The organism is Gordonia zhaorongruii (assembly GCF_007559005.1).
Lineage (GTDB): Bacteria > Actinomycetota > Actinomycetes > Mycobacteriales > Mycobacteriaceae > Gordonia > Gordonia zhaorongruii.
On record NZ_CP041763.1, the window covers coordinates 2,506,236 to 2,519,493 of the forward strand.

Here is a 13,258-nt window from a genome sequence, read left to right on the forward strand (position 1 = left end):
CCGGTCTTGCTGGTGGTGTTGATCATCATCAGAACTTCAGTCCTCCCTCGCGGGCGGCCTCGGCCAGTGCCGCGATGCGGCCGTGGTAGGCCTTGCCACCGCGGTCGAAGACGACGGCCTCGACGCCTGCGGCCTTGGCGCGAGCTGCGACGAGCTCGCCTACCTTGGTCGCCTGTGCCGACTTGTCACCGCCGGCTGCGCGCACGTCTGCCTCGATGGTGCTGGCGGCAGCCAGGGTGCGGCCGGTCAGATCGTCGATGACCTGAACGTGGATGTGACGGCTGCTGCGCTTGACGGCGAGACGCGGGCGCTCCGCGGTGCCTGAGATGTGCTTGCGCAGACGGAAGTGCCGACGATTGGTCGCGGTGCGACGACGGGTCGACACGTCCTTGCCGATGGGCTTGCGAACAGTTGTTTCACTCATGTCTTACTTACCCGTCTTTCCGACCTTGCGGCGGATCTGCTCACCTTCGTAGCGAATGCCCTTGCCCTTGTACGGGTCCGGGCGACGCAGGCGGCGAACGTTCGCCGAGATCTGGCCGACTAGCTGCTTGTCGATACCCGAGATCGAGAACTTCGTCGGCGACTCGACAGCGAAGGTGATGCCTTCGGGAGCCTCGATCAGAACGGGGTGGCTGTAGCCGAGGGAGAACTCGAGGTCCTGCCCCTTGGCCTGGACGCGGTAACCGACACCGAAGATCTCCATCTTCGAGGTGTAGCCCGTGGTGACACCGACAACCAGGTTGTTCACCATGGTGCGGTTGAGACCGTGGAGCGAACGGTTCTTGCGCTCGTCGTTGGGCCGGGTGACGAGGAGGGTGTTCTCTTCCCTCGTCACGACGATCGGCTCAGTGACCGTGTGGCTCAGTTCGCCCTTCGGGCCCTTGACCTTCACGTCCTGGCCGTCGACGGTCACGTCGACGCCGGCTGGGATTTCGATGGGGCTCTTACCAATACGCGACATTTTTCTACGCTCCCCTACCAGACGTAGGCGAGGACTTCGCCGCCCACGCCTTGGTTCTTTGCCTGACGATCGGTGAGCAGACCGGTCGACGTGGAGATGATCGCCACGCCGAGGCCGCCCAGGACCTTGGGCATATTGGTGGACTTCGCGTACACCCGCAGTCCCGGCTTCGAGACGCGACGGAGACCGGCGATGCTGCGCTCGCGGGTCGGGCCGTACTTGAGGGTGACGACGAGCTTCTTGCCGACCTCGGCGTCCTGGACGCTGTAGTCGGTGATGTAGCCCTCGCGCTTGAGGATCTCGGCGATGTTCACCTTGATCTTCGACGACGGGAGGCTCACCTCGTCGTGAAACGCCGAGTTGGCGTTACGCAGACGTGTCAGAAAGTCTGCGATCGGGTCAGTCATGGTCATGGTTGACCGTCAACCTTTCTCGTAGTGGTTCCCATCCAGGGGTGATCTGCGGAGCAATCCGCCGATACGCCCGTGGGCCTTCCACGAAGTGGATAGTTGTGCATTCGTCTCGCCTGCTGATGCCATTGGCTTTTCACCGGCACCCGCACGCTATGAAGTTGTAGGTCCCGGGGGCACAGTTCACCCGGGCAACCTCAACAGTGTAAGGACTCTGCAGGCAGGTGCCAAATCGGTGCGCCAGGACGTCATGCTCGACACCTCATCTCAGAGCGGCGGATCGTGACCCGATTCGGGTAACCAACCGCTGCCGCGACCTGTTCGGTAACGCCGCCCCACCGGCTGCCCGGAGCCCGCCGGCCGGCCCGCAGAGCACGCGATCAGCTACGGAATCACGTGGAGCGTCGTGATTCTCGCAGTAGCCGTCCCGGCGTCCCTCGCCCTGTACCGTCAGAACAGCAACGGCTGAGCACCACGAGAGTCAGAGGTCCGCAGATGATGACGTCCACGTCCCTGCCGAAATTGGCCGACGAACTCCTCGCGGCCGCGCACGATGTGCACGCCGGCCGTGCTTCGCGCACCATCCGCGGACACTCCGAGCACCGCCTGCGGCACACGGTCATCGCATTGACGAGCGGCAGTACATTGTCCGATCACGAAGGCCCCGGTGAGGCGACGCTTCACGTGCTTCGCGGCCGAGTCCGTCTCACCTCGGCAGACGGCGACTGGACGGGCGAGGTCGGCGACCTCGTCGACATCCCCGGCATCCGTCACGGCCTCACCGCCGAGTCGGACGCCGTCGTCCTCCTCACCGTCGGCCTCGCTGCCGATTAGATCTGCGACGAGCCGCGTCCCACCCCGCGTCGACCCGGCGGAAACGCCACGCGCATATTAGCCTGAGCGCGTGACCATGACCCCGGTGGCGACGTACGACGCCAACTTCGCTTATGCCGAGTCCGATCGAGTGCGTTCGTCGATCGTCACTGCCTACGCGTTCCCCGAATCCGCTGCAACGACCGCGGAACTGAGCAACTGGCTTGCCGAGCGAGCAGCTGCTATCTGGCAACTGCGGAAGCGCATGGTCCGTGCATACGGGGACATCGGCGATGCGTACTGGTCCGATGCGCCGGACTTCGACGCCCTCGACCATATCGAGGCACTCCCGTCCATGGGTTGGGATGATCTGCAGCAGTTCCTTGCCGATCTACATTTCGACTCCTTCGACCGGAGCCGCCCCCTGTGGCATATCTACATCCTTCGTGAGATCGCCGGAATCGATCCCGCCGACGGTCCATCGACGGTGGTGATTCTCGAGTTTCACCACTCGATGACGGATGGAATGGGCGCAGCCGAGATCGCGCGGTCGTTGTTCTCGGCAGAGATCGGCGAGTATCAGTCGGCCGCCCCTGCATCTCGGGGACAAGTGACCGCACGAGAGGTCCTCCGGACCCCCTTACGGCCGTTCATGATCGTTGGCGACCTCTGGCGACTTCTTCAGATCAGTCGGCAGATGTCGAGAGACCGGGCTGCCGGCCGCTGGTCGATGCCGGATATTCAGCCACGGCTGACCGCTGTCAATCAGCCTTGCGGCTCCGAACGGAACGCCCGCATCGTCTTCGAATCGGTGTCCGAGATCCGACGAGGCGTACGAGCATGCAGTGACGCATCGGTGAACGACGCGGTCCTCGCCGTCATCGGCGGGGCCCTGGCCCGCCACATCGGTGAAACCGAGAAAGGGCTGGTGGCAACCGTCCCCGTGTCGGTACGCGACCAGCTTCGCGGCGACGGGCGAAATGCGCTGGCATTCGGAATGGTCGAACTTCGACCCGACCTGCCGATCGACGAGCGAGTCCCGGCGGTCAACGCGAGTGTGCGACGTGAACGCTCACGTTTTCAGTTGCCACCGTTCGCGGCGATGCTCTCGGCGCTGCCGCGCTTACCTGGTTTTGCGTACCGGATACTCGATCGGAGGAGTCAGCGGCGCGACGCACGACACGCGAAACCTGTGCCCACGCAGCTCAAGGTCAGCACGATCCCGAAGGGGCCCGTGGACGACTGGGAGTTGGCGGGTTCGCCGGTAACCACAAGCTTCGGAGTCACGCCACTATCCGATGGGCTCGGGGTGAACCACACGATCTCACGAATGGGCGATGTGCTGGCGATTGGGATAATCGTCGATCCTCACCAATTGCCCGACCTGGACGAATACGTTGCCACTCTTCGCAGTGAGCTCCGTGACCTGAAACAACTTCGGAGCGCATGACGGTCTGGATTCGGGCAGCGGTGCCACGAGTCGGATTCCGGCACGGTGATCCGCTCAGTCCGAAGACATGTCACGCGCGTACCGCGGCCGCGGACCGTGCCAGTCGTAGCGGATCGACGCCAGGCGCAGCCCGATGACGAAGGCGACGCACAGCAGCCCCATCCAACCCCGGTACACGTCGGAGTAGAGCAGCGCCGCGGTGATGACGGCGCCGGCGAACGCCGGGATCGCGTACAGGTGCTCGTCGTGTCTCAGTACCCCTGGAACCTGGCCGGAGAGGACGTCCCGGATCACGCCGCCGCCGATAGCCGTGGTCAGCCCCAGAAGTGCGGCGCTGGGCGCAGCGAGGCCCGCCGAATAGGCGATCACGGTGCCGTTCACAGCGAACATCCCCAGCCCGATCGCGTCGGTCACGAAGAGCGGCCATCGGGTGAGCCGCACCGGCGGATGCCACACGAAGATCACCAGGCCGGTGACCACAGCGGCCGCGATGTACCGCAGATCGGTGAACGCCACCGGTGGTGTGCTGCCGATCAGCACGTCGCGGGTGATGCCGCCGCCGAGGGCGGTGGCGCACGCCAGCAGGATGATGCCGACGATGTCGAGGTTGCGTCGCACGGCGACCAGCGCGCCGGACGCCGCGAAGGCTGCGGTGCCGATGAACTCCGCGGCCTGGCTCGCGAACGTCGCCGCATCGTCGACGTTCGACGGTGCGCTCACCGCGAGCAGCTCACCCAGCACTGTGCATCACCTTCCCCGAGTCATCCCATCGAAGCGTAGCCAACCGCCCGACGAGGCGTCTCATCGCTGCCTCGTCGCTGCCGAACGCACGTCGGCCCCGACTCACGAGGTGAGTCGGGGCCGACGCGTTCAAGCGTTTCGGCTGGTTACCAGCTCGACTTCTGCACGCCGGGCAGCTCGCCTGCGTGAGCCATGTCGCGCAGGCAAATGCGGCACAGGCCGAACTTGCGGTACACCGAGTGCGGACGACCGCACTTGTTGCAGCGCGTGTAGGCCCGCACGGCGAACTTCGGCTTCTTGTTGGCCTTATTGACCAGAGCCTTCTTTGCCATGTCAGTTGTCCTTCGCGTTGTTGTCCTTGAACGGGAAGCCCAGTGCACGCAGCAGCGCACGGCCTTCGTCGTCCGTGGTGGCCGACGTCACGACGGTGATGTCCATGCCGCGGGGCCGATCGATCTTGTCGATGTTGATCTCGTGGAACATCGACTGCTCGTTCAGGCCGAACGTGTAGTTGCCGTTGCCGTCGAACTGACGGTCGCTCAGTCCACGGAAGTCGCGGATACGCGGGAGGGCGATCGACACGAGACGGTCGAGGAACTCCCACATGCGGTCGCCGCGCAGCGTGGTGCGGGCACCGATCGGCATGCCTTCGCGCAGCTTGAACTGTGCGATCGACTTGCGGGCGCGACGGACCTCCGGCTGCTGACCGGTGATCAGTGCGAGGTCGGAGACCGCGCCGTTGATCAGCTTGGCGTCACGGGCAGCGTCGCCGACGCCCATGTTGACGACCACCTTGACGACGCCCGGGATCTGCATCACGTTGGCGTAGTCGAATTCCTTGTTCAGCGTGTCCTTGATTTCCTCGCGGTAACGCTGCTTCAGCCGAGGCTGGGCCTTTTCGGTTGCGGTCATGATCAGATGTCCTTCCCGGTCTTGCGCGAGATGCGGACGTTCTTGCCGGTCTCGTCATCGACGCGGTAGCCGACCCGGGTCGGGTTGCCCTCGGAGTCGACGACCATCACGTTCGAGACGTGGATCGGAGCCTCCTGGGTCACGATGCCGCCGGAGCTGGCTCCGCGCTCGTTCGCCGACTCGGCGACGTGCTTCTTGATGCGGTTGACGCCCTCGACGAGGACGCGTTCGCGCTGCGGGTAGGACTCGATGACCTTGCCCTTGGCGCCCTTGTCCTTGCCGGACACGATGATGACGGTGTCACCCTTGTGGATCTTCATTGGTCAGATCACCTCCGGTGCGAGCGACACGATCCGCATGAAGCGCTTGTCGCGCAGTTCACGACCGACCGGGCCGAAGATACGGGTACCGCGCGGATCGCTCTCGTTCTTGAGGAGAACTGCAGCGTTCTCATCGAACTTGATGTACGAACCGTCCGGACGACGGCGCTCCTTGGTGGTGCGCACGATGACCGCCTTGACGATCTCGCCCTTCTTGACGTTGCCACCGGGGATGGCGTCCTTGACTGTGCCGACGATCGTGTCGCCGACACCTGCATAGCGTCGCCCCGAACCGCCGAGCACGCGGATGCAGAGGATTTCCTTTGCACCGGTGTTGTCGGCGATACGCAGGCGGGATTCCTGCTGAATCACTTACTGTCTCCTTGACCTGGATTTCTATGTCCGCCGGATTTCCGACCCGACGCACACGGTCTGTCGCCACTGAAACATGCGCCTGCCTGGGCTCTCACCGCGGTGCGGTGAGCAGTCCAATGGGTTCGCAAGTCAGCTCGCAGTGCATGCACTGCAGGCAACCGCTCAAGTGTAGGCGAACGTGCCGGTCAGGGACAAATTCGATCAGGTCGCACGTCCACCGGGAACTGCCGAAGTCGTGACGCGAGACGGCACCGTCCGCGATTCCTATCGGCAGACACATCGAAACGGCTCCGCTCACGCGCCGTGTCGCGACGGCGTGGACGGAGCCGCATCAGAGTGCCGACGGTCACCACGAACTACACGAAGTCACCAGGCGTCGAGCGTCGTGTACCCATCCTGCAAAGCTCGGGCCAGGAGGTGCGCCTTGGTGGGCGCACCCCGCCGCACAGCGGCGTACTTGGCGCGAATGCGCGAGATGTGGGTGCTGACCGTCGACGCCGAGATGAACAGCCGGGCTGCGGCGTCCTCCTTCGACTCGGCCGCCAGCCACGCGAGGAGCACCTCGAGTTCGCGGGCCGACAGCGCCGGGCGGACCGCGGCCGGCTCCGGGGCGATGACCAGGCGAGGCATATCACTCATCGCGAGGGGCTTGGCATGCATCGCTGTGAACGGCTCGATCTCTGCGATCGTCATCGGTGAACCTCCATGTACACGACCCCGACAAACTGGATGAACGGCCGAAAAGGAAGATTTCCCTCCAGGCTCGTAAATAACATTACGAACTCGTTGCGGACTCCGGTAGACCCAGAACTGGGGACACCTGGAACCGCGTTGTGATGCGGGTGTGACCTGCGAGGTCTATGGAAACTCCCGACACCAGATGTGTCGGGAGTACGTGCAGATTTGTTACGCGACCAGAACGGCCGACATGGAACTTCGGTTCGCTAGCTCCGCCGTGAGCGATGCGGCATCGGCAGCCAACCGTCTTCGACCGCCCGTTTGAACAGATCGATCTTGGTGCGCGTGGGACGTCCAGCGTCGGCGTACTTCTGCCGGATGCGCTTGAGGTACTCGTTCACCGTGTCGGCTGCGACGCCGAGTTCGTGCCCGACGCTCGCGGATGTGCCGCCCGATGCGTACAGCGTGAGGACACGTTGGAGCTGCGGACTGAGGTCGACGCCTGCCAGGTTGGGGTCGCCGTCGATCGCGGCCGCCCACTCGGTGGTGAGCACTTCCTGCCCGGCCCCGGCGGCGCGGACCGCCCTGACGATCTCTTCTTCGGACGCCGATTTGAGTACGACGCCCAGGGTTCCGGCGCGTGCTGCGGAACGCAGCAGGTCGGGGTGTTCGCCGGAGGTGTAGATGACGGTCTCGATCCCGAGCCCGGCGAGCCGCTCGACATTCTCCCGCGGTGTGGTCCCGTCATTGAGGCGAAGATCCAGGATGACGACGTCGAGGTCGGACGATTTGCGGAGGAGGTCGTCGACGGTCGCCGCGGAGCACACGAAGCGAAGATCGGCCTGGGACTGCAGAATGCGGTCGATACCCCACACGGGCGACGGGTGGTCGTCGACCATCCCCACTTTGACGATCGTCGCCGTCTCCGACTCACCCATTGCTGCCCCCTTCCAGTGAAACCTCGCCTGGAATCTCCGCCTGGACCCCAATCTGAGGCTTACTCTTCGGCGTACTCCAAAGCCTGTACTTCGTATTACTTCGTAGCCTGTACGTGGGACGTTAGTTGATGACCCCGACAAACTTCTCCGGACCGGATCAGAGCACGACATCAACGCGCATTCTCGGTCGATGTCTTCGTTGCCGACACCCTGTGCCGACATCCTCGCGACCCAGTCGCCCACATCTTTGTGCCCACATCGGTAAAGCAGGGCACGCGCACGATCGCGGCTCCGTAGCCTCGTCAGGATGACCGACCCGAACCACGTGATCCTCGGTACCGAGGTGCCCATGCCAGTGCGTATCCGTTCGGCCCGCTGCTTCGTCGCCGGGTTCTCCGCGTCCGCCTCCGCGGTGCGGCACGCGATCGCCGCACGCGGTGACGTCGATCTGAAGCCATTGCAGATACGTCCGGGGCGGGCAGTCTGCATGCTGGTGTTCGTCGACTACGTCGACGGCGATCTCGGCCCCTACAACGAATTCGGCGTGTGCTTTCTCGTCGAGGATCCCGCACGCGATTCGACGTCGCGGGTAGGCGGCCTCCGTTCGCTGATCAGCGGTGATGCACACGCTCTGATCCACGAACTTCCCGTCGACGGGGACTTCACGCTCGCCGCGGGCCGGGGAATCTGGGGTTTCCCGAAAGTCCTCGCCGATTTCGACGTCGACCACGGTTCGTCGGTCAAAGCCGGACGGGTCAGCCAGGACGGACGACTGGTCGCAGATCTGACAGTGCGGCGCGGCATCCGCGTTCCCGACGCCTCCTCGGAGACCGTGCTGCAGGCGTACTCGCAGCTCGAGGGCGTCACTCGCCGCACGCCGTGGCGGCTCACATCCACGGCAGGCACGCGCACGCGCGTCGGCGGCGCTGCTCTGCGCCTCGGTGATCACCCGATCGCCGATGAACTCCGTCGCCTCCAGTTATCCCGGCGGGCGCTCATATCGAGTTCGGTCGCCGATCTGTCGATGACGTTCGAGGACGCGGTCGTCGTCTCCTGAGGGTTCCGGTCCGCACGCTAATGTTAGCGTCACCTAACGGAAAGGATCTTTCATGGGAATCATCTCTCACCTGCGCCGCCCGATCGTCGCTGCGGTTGCGGTCGCCGCGGGCGCGGCGATCGCTCTCACCGGCTGCTCGTCCGACGACTCCAGCGACTCGGGCGCGTCCTCGTCCACGAGCGCGGCGGCCGGCCAGTCGGCTGACGAACAGTCTGCCGATCAGAAGTCGACGGACCTCGACAACTCCGCTGCCCAGGACATCCTGCGCAAGGCCGTCGACCCGGCCACCCCGGCAGCCGACCTCGACGGTCTCGTCGAGATCAGCAACCCGGGAGTGAAGGCCGCGATCACCGGCTACGCCAAGGGCTCGTCCGCTGCCGGTTACACGCCGGACGTCTACACGGTGAAGTCGGTGAAAGCCGACGGCGACAAGGCCGAGGCCACTGTCGCGGTCAAGTCGCCGCACACACCCGAGCCCGTCGAGATGACCTTCAACTACGTGAAGGTGGACGGTGCCTGGAAGCTCGCGGCGGACGCCGTCGAGACGCTGACGTCCATGGGCCGGTCGCACGGCTGATCCTCACCCGACCCGATCCGGCCCGGCGCGATCCTCGCGGCGGGCCGGTCTCGTTTCGGGCGCGACGATCACGTCCACCCGTTACCGAGTTCTTCGTTGTGCTCACCGAGTTCGGGTGCGCCGCGGCGAACGCTGAACCGGTGGCCGCCGACCACCACCGGTGTGCCGACAGCCGTGAACCGGCCGGCGACCGGGTGAACGGTCTCGGCGAAGACGTTGCGATCGCGCAGTTGCGGGTCCGCACGGAGGTCCGCGATCGAGGTGTGCGCGGGTCCGATCGACAGCCGATGCCGCGCCGCGACGTCGAGCCAGTGCGCGATGGGGCGTGCGGCGATGAGCGAGGCGATCTCCGCCTCCAAGGACTCCCCCTCGTATCCGGCGTCGACCAGATCGTCGCGACCGACCGCGTCGCAGAACCGGCGCCAGATCGACGGTTCGAGTGCCGCGAACGCCACGATGCGGTCGTCGGCCGTCCGGTACAGGTTGTAACGCGGTCCGCTCACGCCGTCGGACAGCACCGGTAGCGACGCCGTGTCGGTCATCCGATCCGCGTTGGCCGCGTACACGACCGGGATCATCGAACTCGCGAGCAGCGCGTCGGCTGCGGACACGTCCAGGTCGGAACCGGCCCCCGTCTTCTCCCGCCGGTACAGGGCGGCCGCGACGGCGAGCGCCGCAGCTGACGCCGCGGCGGTCGCCGGTCCGCCTCCCCTGCCGTCCACGTGCGCTCCTTGCACCGGTTGATCGCCGGGATACGCGCCGGCCGCGGCTCCCATCAGAAGCCCGTGGGCGGGAATGGGCGCATACGGTCCGGTCGTTCCGAAGCCGCTGACCGCGCACCTGATCAGGCGCGGGTTCAGTTCGTCGAGACGCGCTGCGTCGTACCCGAAGCGGGCCAACGTGCCGACGGCGTTCCCGTCGATCAGCACGTCCGCACCGGCGACGAGTCGGTCCCAGCGGACCGCGTCACCCGGATCGCTCAGATCGATGGTGACCCCGCGCTTGTTGCGGTTGAGCTGCAGATGCGCCGGACTGTGCCCCGGAGTGATCTGCCCGAGGGCGTACCGCATCAGATCGCCGCGTGGCGCCTCCACTTTGACGACGTCCGCGCCCAGGTCGGCGAGGAGCATCCCGACGGCTGCCCCGGTGAGCAGCGAGGCCGATTCCACAACGCGAACACCGTCCAGCAGCCCCGGTTCACTCACGACTCCCCCATCAACCGGAGTCCATGCTCCGCGCAACTGTCGACCATCGCGGCGAACGCCTCTGCCGACTGCTCATCCCCGCGCGCCCGGGCGCGTGCGACTCGGGGTTCGAGCGCGGCCACGAGTCGTGCCATGGCGAATCCCTGATAGAACGGCAACTCGGCGAGCGACAGTCCCGACGCCTGAGCGAATCGGTCCGCGAGATACCGGCGGTCCGGCAACGCCTCGTGATGCTTCGGATCCGGTCCGCCGAGGGTGAAGCCGGCGAGGATCGGGTTCTCGTCGGGTCGCACCCAGCGTGCGGTGAGGTAACCGATGTCGATCAGCGCATCGCCGATGGTCGCCGTCTCCCAGTCGAGCACGGCGGTCACCCGCGGGTCCGCGTCCCGGCCGATCATGATGTTCATCGTGCTGTAATCGCCGTGGATCAGCGCCAGTCGCGACTCACGGGGCATGTGCTGTTCCAGCGTGTCGAAGAGCCGGTCGATCACGACGGTGTCCCGGGTGCGAGCCTCCTCGATCATCCGGCGCCCCTTCGTGAACTGCCTCGGCAGATACGTCGATTCATCGCCAGATGGCGCCAACTTCGTTGCGCGCCAGTCGAATTGTGTAAGACGTGACAGAACGTCGGCGACCGAGTCGGCGATCCGGTTCGCGTCGCGCGGATTGTCGTGATCCGCAGGCAGGGGGCCGTGCAGCACGTGACCGTCGACGAACTCGATCACCAGGATCGCATTGGCGACGGGGGCCGACTCGTCGCTCACCGCTGCCGCAGCGGCGTGCGGGATGTCGCTCCCGGCGATGCTCTCCAGCACGTGCCATTCGTGGACCAGGTCGAATCCGCCGTGACCGCCTGCGGCCGTTCCGGACGGCGCGACCCGCATCACCCATCGCCGAGGTCCCCGGCGCACCGAGAAGATCTGGTGGCTGTTGCCTGCCGACTGCTCGAGCGGTTCGATCGCCAATCCACCTGTGCCGGGCAGTCGCGGTGCCAGCCAGTCCGCGACGTCGTCGCACTGCGCGTTCGTCAGATGCCTGCTGCGCGGAAGCATCAGAGGTGGTATCCGCCGTCGAGTCGGATGGTCTGACCGGTGATCCAGCCGGCTTCACCGCTCGCCAGGTGACTCACGAGCGAGGCCACGTCGGCGGGTTCCCCGATCCGTCCGGTCGGTGTCTGCACCGTGACCCAGTCCACGGCGGCGTCGTTGACCGCAGCGTGCATCGTCTCCGTGTCCACCAGCCCCAACTGGACTGTGTTGCAGGTGATCCCGCGACTTCCGAGTTCACGAGACGCGGTCCTGATGATCGCCTCGGTAGCTGCCTTGCTCCCCGAGTACGCGGCGCTGCCGAACAGCCCGAGCGACGAGTTCAGCGACGAGATGTTCACGATGCGCCCGTCATCGCGCATCGTGGACGAACAGCGCGCCAGCAGGAGAGTCAACGCGTGGGTGTTGACGGCGAAGCTCGCGAGATACTCGTCGTATCGTCGCTCCGCCAATGAGGTCATGGACCCGAACGCCACATGCGCGGCGGCGTGGACCAGCACGTCGATCGGTCCGTGATCGTTCTCGATCCGGGTCAGCGCGTCGGGCAGTGAGTCGGTGTCGGCGAGATCCATCCGGATCGCGGTCGCCGTGCCACCGCGCTGCGCGCACTCGTCCACCAGGGATTCCGCCGATTCTGCAGCGTGGTGGTAGGTGAACACCACCCGCAGGCCGTCGTCGACGAGGCGCCGGACTATCCCACTGCCGATCCCACCGGAGCCACCGGTCACCAGGGCGAGTCTGCTGTCGGCCACTTCAGTACCACCGCAGAACGACGACTGCTCCGTTGACGCCGGCCCCCGCGGTGGCCAGCACGATCACCTCGCCTCGTTCGATCGGCCGCTCCCGATCGGACAGAACAGTGGTGATCGGCAGGGAGGCCGAGGCGGTGTTTCCGAGGAGGTCCCCGGTGATCGGCACCTGTGCGCGGCTCAAGCCGAGCAGTTCGGTGAACGCCTCCACCATGCGGACGTTGCCCTGGTGCAGGAACACCCGGTCCACGTCGGCCATGGTCAGTCCGGCCTCACCCAGCGACGAGTAGATCATCTTGGGAAGTTCGCTGGCGAAGGTCTCGACCAAGCGGCGGCCGTCCATCGTGAGCCGCCCGAGGTGGCCGGTGCGCAGGGGCTGTGTGCAGACCGAGTCGCGGTATTCACTGTCGGTCAGCATCTGCGCCGACAGGATTCCGTAGCCGTCCGGCACCGGCCCGAGGAAGTACGCGCCCGCCCCGTCGCCGAACAACGCCGCGGTCTTGCGCTCGGTGCGATCGCAGATCAGCTCGGAGCGATGCGACCCGACGACGACCGCGGAGTCGGCCATCCCCATACGGTAGAAGCCCATCGCCGTGATCATCGCCTGCGCGATTCCTGCACACGCGCCGTCGATGCTCAGACACGGCATATGCGGCAGTCCGGCGAGGGCGTGGATGTCGAAGGCCGGAGCGGGCACGAGTCGGTCCGGGGTGCTGGTCGCAGCGATGAGCAGTTCCGGTGGGCCGTCGACGTCGCTGCGGGTCTTGGCGTGGGCGATCGTGTCGTGCACGGCTGCCGCCGCCATCGATGCAGTGGTCTCGTCATCGGATGCCACCCGGCGCTCCGTCACTCCGGTCTTCCGGAGGATCCACTCGGTGTCCACGCCCGATCGTTCGGCGATCTGCTCGTTGCTCATCGCACCGACGGGCAGACTCATACCCATGCCGATGACGCCGTACGCCGGTCCGGCGACGATGTTTCGGGTCCGGGACACTGGTTCACTCCTCAATCGACATGCGACGA

18 protein-coding genes are annotated in these 13,258 nt (G+C 65.7%); 4 read left to right on the forward strand and 14 right to left on the reverse strand.

The window, feature by feature from the left end:
* Window positions 1-28: 28 nt before the first annotated feature.
* Genes rplR through rpsH form a run of 3 tightly spaced genes read right to left on the reverse strand, consistent with a single transcriptional unit; the run spans window position 29 to window position 1,377 of the window.
* Entirely contained in the window at window positions 29-424 is a 396-nt protein-coding gene (rplR, locus tag FO044_RS11705) for a 50S ribosomal protein L18 (RefSeq protein WP_132992038.1), read from the reverse strand.
* Window positions 425-427: 3 nt separating this feature from the next.
* Complete coding sequence (gene rplF, locus FO044_RS11710) at window positions 428-964, reverse strand: 50S ribosomal protein L6 (protein ID WP_132992039.1); 537 nt, start codon at window positions 962-964, stop codon at window positions 428-430.
* A gap of 14 nt (window positions 965-978) precedes the next feature.
* Window positions 979-1,377: a 30S ribosomal protein S8 gene (gene rpsH / locus FO044_RS11715; RefSeq protein ID WP_132992040.1), complete on the reverse strand. Its 399-nt coding sequence runs from the start codon at window positions 1,375-1,377 to the stop codon at window positions 979-981.
* A gap of 492 nt (window positions 1,378-1,869) precedes the next feature.
* On the opposite strand from rpsH, the gene FO044_RS11720 reads away from it, so the two are divergent.
* Both FO044_RS11720 and FO044_RS11725 read left to right on the forward strand, forming a co-directional pair.
* Window positions 1,870-2,208, forward strand: a complete 339-nt coding sequence (locus FO044_RS11720) for a cupin domain-containing protein (RefSeq protein ID WP_425323583.1) — start codon at window positions 1,870-1,872, stop codon at window positions 2,206-2,208.
* 76 nt (window positions 2,209-2,284) lie between these two features.
* The gene (locus FO044_RS11725) at window positions 2,285-3,637 is read left to right on the forward strand and encodes a wax ester/triacylglycerol synthase domain-containing protein (RefSeq protein ID WP_244945814.1); all 1,353 of its coding nucleotides are present in this window, start codon (window positions 2,285-2,287) and stop codon (window positions 3,635-3,637) included.
* 54 nt (window positions 3,638-3,691) lie between these two features.
* Here the strand turns inward: FO044_RS11725 and FO044_RS11730 are convergent, their stop codons facing one another.
* The 7 genes from FO044_RS11730 to FO044_RS11760 all read right to left on the reverse strand — a co-directional run bounded on the left by FO044_RS11730 (window position 3,692) and on the right by FO044_RS11760 (window position 7,601).
* The gene (locus FO044_RS11730; protein ID WP_235831331.1) at window positions 3,692-4,378 is read right to left on the reverse strand and encodes a trimeric intracellular cation channel family protein; all 687 of its coding nucleotides are present in this window, start codon (window positions 4,376-4,378) and stop codon (window positions 3,692-3,694) included.
* 146 nt (window positions 4,379-4,524) lie between these two features.
* Window positions 4,525-4,710, reverse strand: a complete 186-nt coding sequence (locus FO044_RS11735) for a type Z 30S ribosomal protein S14 (protein WP_132992042.1) — start codon at window positions 4,708-4,710, stop codon at window positions 4,525-4,527.
* 1 nt (window position 4,711) lies between these two features.
* On the reverse strand, window positions 4,712-5,290 hold the full coding sequence (gene rplE / locus FO044_RS11740; protein ID WP_132992043.1) for a 50S ribosomal protein L5: 579 nt from the start codon (window positions 5,288-5,290) through the stop codon (window positions 4,712-4,714).
* 2 nt (window positions 5,291-5,292) lie between these two features.
* Window positions 5,293-5,610: a 50S ribosomal protein L24 gene (gene rplX, locus FO044_RS11745; protein WP_132992044.1), complete on the reverse strand. Its 318-nt coding sequence runs from the start codon at window positions 5,608-5,610 to the stop codon at window positions 5,293-5,295.
* Between the two features lie 3 nt (window positions 5,611-5,613).
* A complete protein-coding gene (rplN, locus tag FO044_RS11750) occupies window positions 5,614-5,982 on the reverse strand; it encodes a 50S ribosomal protein L14 (protein ID WP_132992045.1) in 369 nt (122 codons plus the stop codon).
* Between the two features lie 369 nt (window positions 5,983-6,351).
* Window positions 6,352-6,624, reverse strand: a complete 273-nt coding sequence (locus tag FO044_RS11755) for a response regulator transcription factor (protein WP_244945815.1) — start codon at window positions 6,622-6,624, stop codon at window positions 6,352-6,354.
* Window positions 6,625-6,929: 305 nt separating this feature from the next.
* The gene (locus tag FO044_RS11760) at window positions 6,930-7,601 is read right to left on the reverse strand and encodes a response regulator (protein WP_143965702.1); all 672 of its coding nucleotides are present in this window, start codon (window positions 7,599-7,601) and stop codon (window positions 6,930-6,932) included.
* Between the two features lie 307 nt (window positions 7,602-7,908).
* On the opposite strand from FO044_RS11760, the gene FO044_RS11765 reads away from it, so the two are divergent.
* The gene (locus FO044_RS11765; protein ID WP_143965703.1) at window positions 7,909-8,658 is read left to right on the forward strand and encodes an acetoacetate decarboxylase family protein; all 750 of its coding nucleotides are present in this window, start codon (window positions 7,909-7,911) and stop codon (window positions 8,656-8,658) included.
* 52 nt (window positions 8,659-8,710) lie between these two features.
* Window positions 8,711-9,235, forward strand: a complete 525-nt coding sequence (locus FO044_RS11770; protein WP_143965704.1) for an MTB12 C-terminal domain-containing protein — start codon at window positions 8,711-8,713, stop codon at window positions 9,233-9,235.
* Between the two features lie 68 nt (window positions 9,236-9,303).
* On the opposite strand, the gene FO044_RS11775 is transcribed toward FO044_RS11770, so the two are convergent.
* The 4 genes from FO044_RS11775 to FO044_RS11790 are packed head-to-tail and all read right to left on the reverse strand — an operon-like array spanning window position 9,304 to window position 13,229.
* Window positions 9,304-10,440, reverse strand: a complete 1,137-nt coding sequence (locus FO044_RS11775; protein WP_186290542.1) for a CaiB/BaiF CoA transferase family protein — start codon at window positions 10,438-10,440, stop codon at window positions 9,304-9,306.
* Entirely contained in the window at window positions 10,437-11,492 is a 1,056-nt protein-coding gene (locus tag FO044_RS11780) for a phosphotransferase family protein (protein WP_143965706.1), read from the reverse strand. The genes FO044_RS11775 and FO044_RS11780 overlap by 4 nt, the downstream gene beginning before the upstream one ends.
* Window positions 11,492-12,238 carry an SDR family NAD(P)-dependent oxidoreductase gene (locus tag FO044_RS11785; RefSeq protein ID WP_143965707.1) on the reverse strand — a complete coding sequence of 249 codons (747 nt, stop codon included), beginning with the start codon at window positions 12,236-12,238 and terminating at the stop codon, window positions 11,492-11,494. Before FO044_RS11785 ends, FO044_RS11780 begins: the two co-directional genes overlap by 1 nt.
* A 1-nt stretch (window position 12,239) precedes the next feature.
* On the reverse strand, window positions 12,240-13,229 hold the full coding sequence (locus FO044_RS11790; RefSeq protein ID WP_143965708.1) for a 3-oxoacyl-ACP synthase III family protein: 990 nt from the start codon (window positions 13,227-13,229) through the stop codon (window positions 12,240-12,242).
* Window positions 13,230-13,258 lie beyond the last annotated feature (29 nt).

Bases quoted from the DNA above. Each gene is read 5' to 3' on its own strand.
- rplR (WP_132992038.1), bottom strand. From the start codon at position 424: ATGAGTGAAACAACTGTTCGCAAGCCCATCGGCAAGGACGTGTCGACC.
- rplF (WP_132992039.1), bottom strand. From the start codon at position 964: ATGTCGCGTATTGGTAAGAGCCCCATCGAAATCCCAGCCGGCGTCGAC.
- rpsH (WP_132992040.1), bottom strand. From the start codon at position 1,377: ATGACCATGACTGACCCGATCGCAGACTTTCTGACACGTCTGCGTAAC.
- FO044_RS11720 (WP_425323583.1), top strand. From the start codon at position 1,870: ATGATGACGTCCACGTCCCTGCCGAAATTGGCCGACGAACTCCTCGCG.
- FO044_RS11725 (WP_244945814.1), top strand. From the start codon at position 2,285: ATGACCCCGGTGGCGACGTACGACGCCAACTTCGCTTATGCCGAGTCC.
- FO044_RS11735 (WP_132992042.1), bottom strand. From the start codon at position 4,710: ATGGCAAAGAAGGCTCTGGTCAATAAGGCCAACAAGAAGCCGAAGTTC.
- rplE (WP_132992043.1), bottom strand. From the start codon at position 5,290: ATGACCGCAACCGAAAAGGCCCAGCCTCGGCTGAAGCAGCGTTACCGC.
- rplX (WP_132992044.1), bottom strand. From the start codon at position 5,610: ATGAAGATCCACAAGGGTGACACCGTCATCATCGTGTCCGGCAAGGAC.
- FO044_RS11755 (WP_244945815.1), bottom strand. From the start codon at position 6,624: ATGAGTGATATGCCTCGCCTGGTCATCGCCCCGGAGCCGGCCGCGGTC.
- FO044_RS11760 (WP_143965702.1), bottom strand. From the start codon at position 7,601: ATGGGTGAGTCGGAGACGGCGACGATCGTCAAAGTGGGGATGGTCGAC.
- FO044_RS11765 (WP_143965703.1), top strand. From the start codon at position 7,909: ATGACCGACCCGAACCACGTGATCCTCGGTACCGAGGTGCCCATGCCA.
- FO044_RS11770 (WP_143965704.1), top strand. From the start codon at position 8,711: ATGGGAATCATCTCTCACCTGCGCCGCCCGATCGTCGCTGCGGTTGCG.
- FO044_RS11780 (WP_143965706.1), bottom strand. From the start codon at position 11,492: ATGCTTCCGCGCAGCAGGCATCTGACGAACGCGCAGTGCGACGACGTC.